This window comes from Mesorhizobium sp. M6A.T.Ce.TU.016.01.1.1, assembly GCF_003997065.1.
Classification (GTDB): Bacteria; Pseudomonadota; Alphaproteobacteria; order Rhizobiales; family Rhizobiaceae; genus Mesorhizobium; species Mesorhizobium mediterraneum.
In genome coordinates, this window is sequence record NZ_RZTJ01000004.1 from 398,391 (window position 1) to 411,334 (window position 12,944).

At 63.9% G+C, this 12,944-nt stretch carries 10 protein-coding genes; 6 read left to right on the plus strand and 4 right to left on the minus strand.

From position 1 onward, the window contains the following. Positions 1-47 precede the first annotated feature (47 nt). On the minus strand, positions 48-869 hold the full coding sequence (locus EOC94_RS10650; RefSeq protein ID WP_127290445.1) for a tetratricopeptide repeat protein: 822 nt from the start codon (positions 867-869) through the stop codon (positions 48-50). Positions 870-990: 121 nt separating this feature from the next. Between EOC94_RS10650 and EOC94_RS10655 the strand changes: the two genes are divergently transcribed. From EOC94_RS10655 to pdeM, 5 genes are all read left to right on the plus strand, one after another. Continuing rightward, a complete protein-coding gene (locus EOC94_RS10655; RefSeq protein ID WP_127290285.1) occupies positions 991-2,355 on the plus strand; it encodes a leucyl aminopeptidase family protein in 1,365 nt (454 codons plus the stop codon). Between the two features lie 70 nt (positions 2,356-2,425). Continuing rightward, positions 2,426-2,776, plus strand: a complete 351-nt coding sequence (locus tag EOC94_RS10660; protein WP_095487941.1) for a MarR family winged helix-turn-helix transcriptional regulator — start codon at positions 2,426-2,428, stop codon at positions 2,774-2,776. Positions 2,777-2,806: 30 nt separating this feature from the next. Further along, the gene (locus EOC94_RS10665; RefSeq protein ID WP_127290287.1) at positions 2,807-3,667 is read left to right on the plus strand and encodes an NlpC/P60 family protein; all 861 of its coding nucleotides are present in this window, start codon (positions 2,807-2,809) and stop codon (positions 3,665-3,667) included. Between the two features lie 238 nt (positions 3,668-3,905). Next, positions 3,906-6,428: a ligase-associated DNA damage response DEXH box helicase gene (locus EOC94_RS10670; RefSeq protein ID WP_126103723.1), complete on the plus strand. Its 2,523-nt coding sequence runs from the start codon at positions 3,906-3,908 to the stop codon at positions 6,426-6,428. Further along, a complete protein-coding gene (pdeM, locus tag EOC94_RS10675; protein ID WP_126103722.1) occupies positions 6,425-7,141 on the plus strand; it encodes a ligase-associated DNA damage response endonuclease PdeM in 717 nt (238 codons plus the stop codon). The genes EOC94_RS10670 and pdeM overlap by 4 nt, the downstream gene beginning before the upstream one ends. Positions 7,142-7,146: 5 nt before the next feature. On the opposite strand, the gene EOC94_RS10680 is transcribed toward pdeM, so the two are convergent. Genes EOC94_RS10680 through EOC94_RS10690 form a run of 3 tightly spaced genes read right to left on the minus strand, consistent with a single transcriptional unit; the run spans position 7,147 to position 11,762 of the window. After that, entirely contained in the window at positions 7,147-8,082 is a 936-nt protein-coding gene (locus tag EOC94_RS10680) for a DmsC/YnfH family molybdoenzyme membrane anchor subunit (protein ID WP_127290289.1), read from the minus strand. Between the two features lie 15 nt (positions 8,083-8,097). Beyond that, positions 8,098-8,832 carry a 4Fe-4S dicluster domain-containing protein gene (locus EOC94_RS10685; RefSeq protein ID WP_127203558.1) on the minus strand — a complete coding sequence of 245 codons (735 nt, stop codon included), beginning with the start codon at positions 8,830-8,832 and terminating at the stop codon, positions 8,098-8,100. After that, positions 8,829-11,762: a molybdopterin oxidoreductase family protein gene (locus EOC94_RS10690; RefSeq protein ID WP_127290291.1), complete on the minus strand. Its 2,934-nt coding sequence runs from the start codon at positions 11,760-11,762 to the stop codon at positions 8,829-8,831. Before EOC94_RS10690 ends, EOC94_RS10685 begins: the two co-directional genes overlap by 4 nt. 274 nt (positions 11,763-12,036) lie before the next feature. On the opposite strand from EOC94_RS10690, the gene EOC94_RS10700 reads away from it, so the two are divergent. After that, positions 12,037-12,939, plus strand: a complete 903-nt coding sequence (locus EOC94_RS10700; RefSeq protein ID WP_127290295.1) for a LysR substrate-binding domain-containing protein — start codon at positions 12,037-12,039, stop codon at positions 12,937-12,939. The last annotated feature ends 5 nt before the right edge of the window (positions 12,940-12,944 follow it).

Consider the following 12,944-nt stretch of genomic DNA (forward strand, 5'->3'; position numbering starts at 1 on the left):
TCCGGCATGTCGACGAGTTGAGGGACTGGCCGGCAAAGCCGGCGCGGTCAGTTGGTGGCAGGCTTCGCCTTGTCCTGGTCCTTGAGCTGGCTCCAGGCGTTCTGCTGGGCGAGCATCTGGCGAAGGTAAGCCACGTTCGCTTGCGCCTGTTCGGCCGAGAGCTCCTGCGAAGCGATTTTCTCGGCTTCGTCGAAACGACCCTGCAGGCCGACGACCAACGCCAGGTTCTGGCGGACGCGGCTGTCGGCGTTCGGCTGCTGGGCGGCCGAGCGCATATAGGTTTCGGCCGTGCGCAGGTCACCTTCCAGCACATAGGACATGCCGAGATTTGAAAGGATCGAAGGTTCGTTCGGCTTGAGGTCCAGCGCCTTGCGATAATCCTGGCGCGCCTCGTCTCTCTGGCCAAGCTGGTCGAGAATCGCGGCTTCCGCCGACACCAGTTTCCAGTCCGGATATTCCGGCGTCTGCGCGCGGCGCACGGCGTCGAGCGCCGGCTCGAACTGGCCGTTGGCGGCGAGCGCCTTGCCATAGGCGGCAAGCACGTCGCGGTCTTTCGGCAAGGCGATCGCCAGCTTGCGCATCACGGCGAGCGACTGGTCGGCGTCGCCATCCATTTGCAGCGCCGCCGCGTAATTCGTCGCGATCCGCTTGTCGTTGGGGTTTTTGGCGTAGGACTGACCGAGCGCTGCTGTCGCATTGTGCAACTCGCTGGCCGACATGGTTTCCAGTGGTTTGCCGCTGGAGCGCGAGATGGAACCGGTCGTCAACTTGCTGGTTCCGCAGCCGGCGACGCTGGCCGCAAGCGCCATCATAAACGCCGTGGTGATCAGCCGCTTTCCCGTGGCGTTCATCTTGCGGTTGGTCGGCATCTGCACCAGGCCTCCATTCATAGACGTGGCCATTACGTGGCCATCTTCCCTCCCGCAGAAATATTCTGTTAACCCTAACGGACAGTTAAGAAGCGCCGACTCGAACGCCGGAGACCATCGAATGCCTGTCGAACTCGTCGAGAGAAAACTGAAGACCGCGCTGCCGGTCCATCTGGTGGAGAAGGATAGGCTGGATGCGGCAGGTCTTCCGCCATCCACGATCGCCTGGGCCAGGGCCAACGGCTTTTCCGGTGAGGCAGGCAGGACACTGGCCGTGCCCAGCGAAAACGGCGCGCTGGCCGGAGCCCTGTTCGGCCTCGGCGATGGTGAAAGCGCGCTTGCCCTCGGCGCGTTGGCGCGAGCCTTGCCGGAGGGCGACTGGCATTTCGTCTCCACATTGGCCGAGCCGGACCTTGCGGCAATAGCGCTGGTTCTCAGTGGTTATGTCTTCACCCGCTACGGCAAGAAGCCCGGCAAGGCGCTGCGTTTTTCGCTGCCGTCCGGCGCTGAAGCGGCTTATGTTCGTCGTATCGCCGATGGCGTTTTCCTGACGCGCGATCTGGTCAATACGCCGACCAGCGATATGGGGCCGGACGATTTGGAGGCGGCTGTCCGGACCTTGGCCAAAAAGCACAAGGCCGAAGTGTCGGTGACCAAGGGCGACGATCTGCTCAAGAAGAATTTCCCGATGATCCATGCGGTCGGCCGCGCATCGGTCGGCGCGCCGCGCCTGATCGACATGATTTGGGGGCCGAAGAACGCCCCGAAGGTGACGCTGGTCGGCAAGGGCGTCTGCTTCGACACGGGCGGTCTCGACATCAAGCCCTCCTCGGGCATGCTCTTGATGAAGAAGGACATGGGTGGCGCCGCCAACGTATTGGGCCTTGCCTCCATGATCATGGCCGCTGGCCTGAAGATCCGGCTGCGTGTGCTGATCCCGGCGGTCGAGAATTCGATCGCCGGCAACGCCTTCCGGCCCGGCGACGTGCTGGCGAGCCGCAAGGGCATCACCGTCGAGGTCGGCAACACCGATGCCGAGGGACGGCTGGTGCTGGCGGATGCCTTGGCGCTGGCCGACGACGACGAGCCGCAACTGCTGATCGACATGGCGACCCTGACGGGGGCTGCTCGCGTCGCGCTCGGTCCCGACCTTCCGCCCTTCTACACTGGCGATGAAGCGCTGGCGTCCGAACTGGCGGCGGCTTCCGCCGCGGTCGAGGATCCGCTATGGCGCATGCCGCTGTGGCGGCCTTATGACGCAAAGCTGTCCTCGAAGATCGCCGACATCAACAACGTCACGTCTGACGGGTTCGCCGGCTCGATCACGGCGGCGCTGTTCCTGAAGCGCTTCGTCGAGAAGAGCGCCGGCTGGGCGCATTTCGACATCTTCGCCTGGAACCCGTCCAATCGGCCGTACGGGCTCGCTGGCGGCGAGGCGCAAGGCATCCGCGCGCTGGAAAGGGTCATCTCGAAACGCTACGCCTGAGGGTTGCTGTCCAACCGGAAATTTTCGAAACTGAAACGGAACCGAAACAATTTGCCGGCATGCTGGCTAGATGTCGATTTCCATGCGCCCGAGCCAGGCCTTGCGACTGTGGCAGCAGGTGATGCTGTCCCAGGTGCGCGACGATACGCCGGACCTTACCATGCGCCAGACGGCGATCCTGTTCACCATCTATCTCGACCCGCCGCCGCACACGGTGCGCGGGCTCGCTGCCCGGCTCAATGTCACTAAGCCGGTGATTACCCGCGCGCTCGACACAATGGGCGCGCTGAAGCTGGTTTCGCGCCATCGCGACGAGCTCGACAAGCGCAACGTGCTGGTCAAGCGCACTGTCGAAGGTGCTCTCTTTGTCGAGCGCTTCGGCGATGTTATCATCGCCAGAGCCCAGGAATTGCCCATCTGACCGAGTTGCCGATTTGAACGAGTTGCCGATTTGACCGCCAGGGATGCCCGCCTCCACGTCTTCCGTTCCGATCTCGCTGATGTCAGGCTGAAAGGCGAGGTCGCCGCCGATCGCTTCGTCGCCGGACGGCCAGCGCGTATATCAGCTTCAGTGGCCGATATCCGCAAGGCGCCGCGCCCGGATGCCGGAGTCGACACGCAGCTTCTGTTCGGCGACGACGTCCTCGTCTTCGAGGACGTTGAGGGCTGGGCCTGGATCCAGGCCGAGCGCGATGGCTATGTCGGCTATGTCGCCGACACCGTGCTGGGGGCGCGAGGCCATACGCCCACCCATGTCGTCTCGGTGCCGCGCACCTTCCTTTATCCCGGACCGGATTTGCGGTTTCCGTCGAACGGACAGCTCTCGATGGGATCGGCGGTAACGGTGACGGGCGCGGCTGAAACACGCGGTACGCACTATGCGCTGCTGCCATCCGGCGAGGCGGTCATATCGGGCCATTTGCGGCCCTTGAACAAACCAGCTGCCGACTATGTCGCGGTCGCGGAAACCTTTCTCGGCACACCCTATCTGTGGGGCGGCGCCTCCGGCTTCGGCATCGATTGTTCCGGCCTCGTGCAACTGGCGATGCACATGGCCGGCAGGCAAGTGCTGCGCGACACCGACATGCAGGCGGCGACCATCGGTGAGCCGCTCGACCCGGCCTGGGATTCTGCCGGGTTGCGGCGCGGCGACCTGGTGTTTTGGAAAGGCCATGTCGCTGTTATGACCGACCCAGAAACGATGATCCATGCCAACGGCCACACCATGCTGGTCTCGCGTGAAGGGTTCAGAGAAGCCGTCGCCCGCATCGGCTATCTCTATGGCGGCCCGACGGGGTTTCGGCGGCCTTAGGGGCATCCCTTACCTCTCCCCCTGTGGGAGAGGTCGGATTGCCCCGATTTGTCCTTCACAAATCGGTTGGCAATCCGGGTGAGGGGTAAGTTGGCGCCAAGCTGGAACACCCCTCATCCGTCTTGCCGCTTCGCGGCAATCCACCTTCTCCCACACGGGGAGAAGGTGGAGAGGCGCTCGATCACCTTTTGTTCCGATTCTCCTTGGCGATTGCGCGCCGCCGCGCTACCTCTGGCGCGTGACAGAGCAGCCGCGCCTTGCCGAACAGAATGCCGCCGTGCACTTGCCCGAGCCATTCCTCAGATGGTTTTCGCAAAAGGGCTGGTCGCCGCGTGCCCATCAGATCGAATTGCTGGCGACTGCCCAAGCCGGGCAGTCGGTGCTGCTGATCGCACCGACCGGCGCCGGCAAGACGCTGGCAGGGTTCCTGCCGTCGCTGACCGAGTTGGCAGGTCGGCCAAGGAAGAAACCGGGGCAGGCGCGTCGCGGCATCCACACGCTCTACATCTCGCCGCTGAAGGCGCTGGCCGTCGACATCGAGCGCAATCTCGGCAAGCCGGTCGAAGAAATCGGTCTGCCTATCACGATCGAGACACGCACCGGCGACACGCCCGCCCACAAGCGCCAGCGGCAGAAGCTGGCGCCACCCGACATTCTCCTGACCACGCCCGAGCAACTGGCGTTGCTGATCGCGGCGCCCGACGCCAGGCGCTTCTTCGAGGACCTGCATTATGTCGTGCTCGACGAACTGCATTCGCTGGTGACGTCAAAACGCGGGCATCTCCTGTCGCTCGGTCTGGCCCGGCTGCGATCCTTTGTTCCGGGCTTGCAGACGATCGGCCTGTCCGCGACGGTGGCCGAGCCCGATGAATTGCGGCGCTGGCTGGTCAGCCAGAACCCACCCGGCGGCATGGCTGAGTTGATCGTCGTGACGGGCGGCGCCAAGCCCGAGATCTCCATTCTCGACTCGGAGGAGCGTGTGCCGTGGGCCGGACATTCGGCCCGCTACGCAACGCCGGAGATCTATAGCGAGATCAAGCGACACAAGACGACCCTGCTGTTTGTCAACACACGCAGCCAGGCCGAGCTGCTGTTCCAGGAGTTGTGGCGGGTCAATGAAGACACATTACCGATCGCCCTGCATCACGGCTCGCTCGATGTCGCCCAGCGCCGGCGCGTCGAAAAAGCCATGGGCGAGAATGCCTTGCGCGCCATCGTCGCCACTTCGACGCTCGACCTCGGCATCGACTGGGGCGATGTCGACCTGGTCGTCCATGTCGGCGCACCGAAGGGTGCGAGCCGGCTGGCGCAGCGCATCGGCCGCGCCAATCACCGCATGGATGAGCCGTCCAAGGCGATCCTGATTCCGGCCAACCGCTTTGAGGTGCTGGAATGCCGGGCGGCGCTCGACGCCAATTATCTCGGCGCCCAGGACACGCCGCCGCTGGTCAACGGCGGGCTCGACGTGCTGGCGCAGCATGTGCTTGGTTGCGCCTGCGGTGCGCCATTCCATGCCAATGCGCTTTTTGAGGAGGTAAGAGCAGCCGCGCCCTATGCCGAACTCGATCGGCCGACATTCGACCGCGTCATCGATTTCGTCGCCACCGGCGGCTATGCGCTGAAGAACTATGAGCGCTACGCCCGTATCCGCCTGAACAAGGACGGGCTGTGGCGCGTGTCCAATCCTCGGGTTGCTCAGCAGTATCGGTTGAATGTCGGCACCATCATCGAGGTGCCGGCGCTCAACGTGCGTTATATCAAGGCCGGCAGCAAGGGCTCTGCCTCGCGCGGCGGTCGCGTCCTCGGCAAGATCGAGGAGGCGTTCCTTGAAACGCTGACGCATGGCGACACGTTCATGTTTGCCGGCAAAGTACTGCGCTTCGAGGGCATCCGCGAGAATGAGTGCTTCGTATCGAATGCACCCGGCAGCGACGCCAAGGTGCCATATTATGGCGGCGGCAAATTCCCGCTTTCGACCTACCTCGCTGAGCAGGTCCGCATCATGCTGGATGACCCGCAGCGCTGGAAGAAGCTGCCGGAACAGGTGGCCGACTGGCTACGTTTCCAGGCCGACAAATCGGTACTGCCGAAACGCGATGACCTGCTGATCGAGACCTTTCCGCGCGGCAACCGGCACTACCTGGTGGCCTATCCGTTCGAGGGCAGGCTGGCGCACCAGACGCTCGGCATGCTGCTCACCCGCCGTCTCGACAGGGCGGGCGCCAGGCCGCTCGGCTTCGTCGCCACCGACTATGCACTTGCCATATGGTCGCTGGCCGATATGGGCAGGATGTTCCGGGCGAAGAAGCCTTCGCTCAGTGAACTTTTCGACCAAGACATGCTGGGCGACGATCTCGAAGCCTGGCTGGCCGGCAGCTGGCTCTTGAAACGCACCTTCCGCAACTGCGCGCTGATCTCGGGGCTGATCGAAAAACGCCATCCGGGCCAGGAGAAAAGCGGCCGCCAGGTCACTGTGTCGACCGACCTCATTTACGACGTTCTGCGCAGCCATGAGCCGGACCACATCCTGCTGCAGGCGACGCGTGCCGATGCGGCCACCGGTCTGCTGGATGTCAGCAGACTTGCCGAGATGCTCTCGCGCATCCAGGGACGAATCGTGCATAAGAACCTCGAACAGATCTCGCCGCTCGCCGTGCCGATCATGCTCGAGATCGGCAAGATGCCGGTGCATGGCGAGGCCGATGATACACTGCTGATGGATGCGGCAACGCTGGTCGAGGAAGCCATGGGGACGAAATGACGCGCGCGCTGGCCATGCCTGCACCCCTGGCGGATGCCGATTTTATCGGCATCGCCGGCGAGCGCGCGATCTGCGATCGGCGCGGCGTGCTCTACTTTCCCGAGCTGAAATTGCTGGCGGTGTCGGATCTGCATCTGGAAAAGGGATCGTCGCTAGCACGGCGCGGTACGTTGATCCCGCCTTATGATACCGGTGCGACGTTGTTGCGGCTGCAGGCGGTGATATCAGACTACCAGCCGGCGATCGTCATCAGCCTCGGCGACAGCTTTCATGATGGCGGCGGCGCGTCGCGCATGCACTCAAGCTTTCGCGAGCGGCTGGAAGGACTGATGGCCGGCCGCGACTGGTTCTGGGTTGCCGGCAACCATGACCCGGACGCGCCGGCCGACTTGCCCGGCGAGACGGTGCGCGAGCTGGCCATAGGCTCTCTGCTGTTCCGGCATGAACCTTCGGCAGTGAGAGTGGAAGGCGAGATCGCCGGCCATCTGCATCCGTGCGCCCGCATCGTGCAGCGCGGCCGCTCGGTGCGGCGGCGCTGCTTTGCCGGCGATGGCGGCCGCATGATCATGCCGGCCTTCGGCGCCTATACCGGCTCGCTCAATGTGCTCGACCGCGCCTATGCCGGGCTGTTCCGCCGCGAAACGCTGATGGCCTATATGCTCGGCACGGAGCGCATCTTCGCGATTTCCCGCTCAATGCTGAGGCCCGGCTGAGACCGCTACCGGCCGTAGTACAAGGTGACGGTGTGCTTCGCCTCGGCGAAAAACAGCCAGCGTTCGACCAGCATGCCGGCGAATTGAGCGATTGCGGCGAGCGCCGACAGCACCGCCGCATAGGGCCATGGCAAGGCGAACGCGGCAATCAGCAGTAAGGCGGGCAGCGCGAAGGCCAGCACTTGTGTGATCTGACGCAGCCGCGCCTTGTGCTTGCGTGCGATGCGAAAGCCCATCTCCTTGAGCAGGTAATTCTCCTCGGTGTGCGGCCATTCCAGCGACCGCACCGTGCCGCCGACAAGGCCGGTCGCGGTGTTGGCATTGGTCGGGATTTCCAGCCTGTCATTGTATCGCCAGGTTGCCAGCTTCCAGCCCCAGCCGAGCACGGTCAGCAGCACGCAACCTGCCAGCACGATGATCGAGCCGATGGCGAAACCCTGCAGCAGCGCGTTGAGCAGCACGCTGCCGCTCATCGCCGAAAAGATCAAATAACCAGGCAGGGTGAAGCGGCTGTGCCATTGAGCGATCGGCTTGAGCGACGCATAGATCATGCCCGTGGTGCAGACGGTGACGACCGCGCCGATGGCAGCCAGCAGCCCAGCGACAGCCACCCAGCCGTTCGTACGGCCGAGGAACACCCACCCGATGGCGAAAAACCCCGCCGGTACGAAGGTCGCAACCGACGCGACGCCTTCGCGCGACAGCCATGAGCTGCGCCATTGCGAGAAGGCGCGCCAGGCGCGTTCGGGCCGGCCGAGATGGCCGGCCGATGACAGCAGGCCGGCCGAGATCAGGCCGAGCGCCAGCCCCATACTGACCAAACCGAGCCAGAAATTGGGCGGGACGAACCCCAGTCCGGCCAGCGCGCCAAGCAGCGCGAGCAGGCCGTAGCCGGCGCCCGTGGCGGTGGTGAAAAAGACGACGGAGAAAGCTGGATGCATGAGGTCGGTTGCTGGTCAGTGCGAAAGCATGCGGTCGACCCAGCCAAGGAAACCGCCTTCGGCCCGCACCGGTTCGAGCGCCCGTGCCGGCACCGATGCGGCGCGTGTGGTATGGGCGCGCGGCGGCAAATATTTGTTGGTCGGGTGATAGCCGAGTTCGGGCATCAGATCGACGCCGCCACGTTCGGCCACCAATAGCGAGATCGCCGACGCCGGGTCGCCGAGATCGCCGAAATGCCGCGCGCTGGTTGGGCAGGCGGCTACGCAGGCCGGCACTCGGTCTTCTTCAGCCAGATTGTCGTTGTAGATGCGGTCGACACACAGCGTGCATTTCTTCATGACGCCGACATCGGTGTCGAATTCGCGCGCGCCATAAGGGCAGGCCCAGCTGCATAATTTGCAGCCGATGCACTTGTCCTCGTCGACCAGCACGATGCCGTCCGAGGCCCGCTTGTAGGAGGCTCCGGTCGGGCAGACGGTGACGCAGGCCGGTGTCTCGCAATGCAGGCAGGAGCGTGGGAAATTGACCGTTCGCCCACCCATCTCGGTCATGTGCTCGTAGCTGTGCACGCGGTTGAACCAGACCCCGTCGGCGTCGCCGCCATAAGGATCGATGTCGGTCAGCGGCGCCATGTGGCCGCCGGTGTTCCATTCCTTGCAGGCGGTGACGCAGGCCTGACAGCCGACACAGGTGTCGAGATCGATGACGAGGCCGAGCTTCTTGTCGGTTTGGGCGGGAAGGCAGGTCATGATCTGGAAGCTTCTCTTTCCCGGCGAAACTCGGCGCCGAAACTTAGCTTGTCGGGCGAGGGTTCGAAATGCGGCGGTTGCCGGAACCGCTCGAACTGCGGCTCGGTGAAGCCGGCTTCCTCGGCCGCGCATTTGACGATGCGGACGCGCAGGTCGAACCAGGCCGCCTGGCCGGTCACTGGATCGGAATTCGAATAGCGCCTGCCATTGGCATCGGCAGAAGTCTGGTCGCCGATGATATGGTTGAGCAGGAAGCCACGATTGGATTCAGCGGCGTCGTCCTTCAGCCCCCAGCTGCCGCGCCGCTTGCCGATCGCGTTCCAGGTCCAGACCGTATCCGCGTTGACGCCGTCGACCAGCTTGATCTGTCCCTTGACCTTGCCGTTGATGCTCTCGATCCAAACCCAGTCGTCGTCGACAAGGCCGAGGCCGGCGGCGGTCCGGTTGTGCACGAACAGCCGGTTCTGGCTGGTGATCTGCCTGAGCCAGGCGTTCTGCGAGCCCCAGGAATGATACATGTGCATTGGCCGCTGCGTCAGCGCATGCAGCGGATAGATCTGCGTGTCGACAGCCGCTTCCTCGAAGGGCGCGTACCAGAACGGCAGCGGGTCCATATAGGTCTCGATGCGGCTGCGCTCCGTCTCCGGCGGCAGCACCCGCCCATGGCCGCGCGCGGCGAGGCGAAACCGCTGGATCGGCTCCGAATAGAGCTGGAAGACGATCGGCTCGGCTTTCGGGATGAAGCCCATGTTCTCGGCGAAGTCGAGATAGGAGCGGTTGGCCATCTTGTAGTAGCGCTGGTCGTCCGCAAAATCATGGTGCCAGAAGCCGCCATTGTCGATGTAGCGCTGCAGCTGGTCGGGATTGGCCTCGCCCTTGCCGGTCAAGGTTCCGTCCTTGCCGCGCCAGCCGGCGAGCGGGCCGATGCCCGGCGTGCGCTGGTGATTGACGATGTAATCGGCGTAATCGCGGTATTTGGCCGAGCCGTCGTCATCGACGAAGCCGGGCAGGCCAAGCCGCGCGCCGAGCTCGATCAGCACCGTCTGGAACGGGCGGACGTCGCGGTCTGGCTCGACGACGGGATGGCGGATGGCGTCACCCGGCCCGTCGGCATGGCTGATTGGCCGGTCGAGCAGGCTGATGCAGTCATGCCTTTCGAGATACGTGGTGTCGGGAAGCACGAGATCGGCGAACGGCACGGTCTCGGAATAATAGGCGTCGGAATAGATGATGAAGGGGATCTTGTAGTTTCCGGCCTCGTCGCTGTCGGTCAGCATCGCCATCGTCTCGACGGTGTTCATCGACGAGTTCCAGGCCATGTTGGACATGTACATCATCAGCGTGTCGATCTTGTAGGGGTCGCCGGCCCAGGCGTTGCGGATGACCGTGTGCATAAGGCCGTGCGCGGCAAGCGGTGCATCCCAAGAATAGGCCTTGTCGATACGAACAGGCGTGCCTGCGTCGTCGACCAGCAGATCGTCCGGTCCGCAGACGAAGCCGAGCGGCATGCCTTCAAGCGGCGTCATCGGCCTGACGTCCTTGCCCGCCGGCTTCGGCCCCGGCGGCGCCGACCGGGGATAGGGCGGCTTGAAGCGAAACCCGCCCGGAACGTCCACCGTGCCGAGAAGCACTTGGAGCAGGTGGATGGCGCGGCAGGTATGAAACCCGTTCGAATGGGCCGAGATGCCGCGCATCGCATGCATCGACACCGGCCGGCCCTTGATCGTCTCGTGCCGGCGGCCGGCCCAGTCGGTCCACGCCACCGGCAGTTCGATTGCTTGCTCGAAGGCGACATGCGCCAGTTCGGCGGCGATCCGACGAATGGTGTCGCCTGAAACGCCGCAGCGTTCGGCAACCGCATCGGGAGAATAGCTCTCGTGCAGATAGCGGTCGGCGATGAGCTGGAAGACCGGCACGCAGCGGCGGCCGTCGATCGTGAAGTTGCCGGTCAGCGCCGGCTTTGCATCGGCATCTGTGGCGTTGACGGGCGTCTTCGCTACCCTGTCCCAAGCCAGCGGATCGCCGTCGCTGTCGCGCGCGAACAGCCCGTCATCGGGCGCGCCTGGATCCTGGATGACGAGGACATGGGCGTTGGTGTAACGCAGCAAATAATCGAGATCGACGCGGCCGGCCCGCAGCAGCTCGTGGATGAGGGCAAACACGAACAGGCCATCGGTGCCGGGCCGGATGCCGATCCAGTCATCGGCGATGGCGTTGTAGCCGGTGCGGCACGGATTGATCGAGACCACCTTGGCACCGCGCGCTTTGAGCTTGCCGAGGCCGATCTTGATCGGATTGGAATCATGGTCTTCGGCAACGCCGAACAGCATGAAGTATCTGGTGTTGTCCCAGTCGGGTTCGCCGAACTCCCAGAACGAGCCGCCGATCGTATAGAGCCCGCCGGCCGCCATATTGACCGAGCAGAACCCGCCATGGGCGGCGAAATTCGGCGTGCCGAAATGGCTCGCCCACCAGCCGGTCAAGGATTGCGACTGGTCGCGCCCGGTGAAGAAGGCGAGTTTCTTCGGATCGGTCCGGCGGATTTTCGAAAGCCGTTCCGTCGCGATCGAGAACGCTTCCTCCCACTCGATTTCACGGAATTCTCCCGAGCCGCGCGGACCTGTACGCAGCAATGGTTTCTTCAACCGGGCCGGACTGTAGTGCTGCATGATGCCGGCGCTGCCCTTGCCGCACAGCACGCCGCGATTGACCGGATGGTCCTTGTTACCATTGATGTAGCGGACCTTGCCGTCCTTGATGTGGACGTCGATGCCGCAGCGGCAGGCGCACATATAGCAAGTGGTCTTGGCGATGCTGTCGGAGACATCAGGCGAAGTGTCGACGCCATCGCCTTCGTCGGGCGCGCGCGTGTCGGCAAGCGGCCGTTGCGACGGTGCGGAATTGGCGCCGCGCGGCGGTCCGTTCGTCATGATCTACTTTTGCGGTCCGAGTGTTTGGCTCGCGTTTTTGGCCCGGGGCCGCGCATGTAATGCTCTTCCGGATGATAGCTGTCGCCGGTGAGCCGCCGCCGGAGGCCGCGCGTCCAATGGGCAAACAGGGATTTGAATCGCCCGATCACTTTCTGCCCTTTGCGGGTTGGCCGCGATATTTTTCCAGCTTCGCCCAAAAACTTAGAACAAAATGATCGATCCGTCTAACAAGTTGCTCTTGTAATTCCAATCGAATTTGTTTCTTAATTCACTCATGACCCTGGACCAATTGCGGATCTTCGTTGCTGTCGCCGAACGGGGGCACATGACAAAGGCCGCCGAGTTGCTGGGCATTTCCCAGTCGGCGGCATCGGCCGCCATCCGTTCGCTCGAACAGCAGCACGGCGTCCAGCTGTTCAACCGGGTCGGCCGCAACATCGAGCTGGCGCAGACCGGGCGCCGGTTCCTGCCCGAAGCCAAGGCCGTGCTCGAACGGGCGGCTGCCGCCCACAACGTGCTGGAGCACGTCTCGCAGACGATTACCGGCAGCCTTTCGATCGCCGCCAGCCAAACTATCGCCAGCTACTGGCTGCCGCGCCGGCTGGCCTCTTTCCACGAGGCCTATCCCGCCGTTAGGCTGAGCGTGACCATCGGCAACACCAGACAGGTCGAGACCAATGTCTTGGACGGCACGGCGGATTTTGGCCTGGTCGAGGGGCGAACCGAGTCAGACATATTGCGGCGCGCCAAGGTCGATGTGGATCGCCTGATGCTGGTCGTGGCGCATTCTCATCCTGAGATCGCTGAAGTCTCGCGCGGGCATCCCGATATCAGGGAGCTCCGCTGGATCATCAGGGAAGGCGGGTCGGGCACCCGCGAGGTGCTGGAAGATCTTGCCCGCCGCGAGGGGATTTCGTTCGCGGACCTCAGGATATTCCTGGTGCTGCCGAGCAACGAGGCGGTCCGCCAAGCGGTCGAGGCCGGCGCCGGCGCCACCATCATTTCGGAGCTCGTCGTGGCCCGCGCGGTCGCCGAAGGTAGCCTGCGGTCCGTGCCGATCGATCTGCCGAAGCGCGATTTCGCGATGATCACGCATCGTGACCGGCAGGCAAGTCTGGCCCAAATGGCGCTCAAGGCGCATCTGGGCGAGAAGGCCGGCGAGACCGTCCGGGGGTAAGCTGG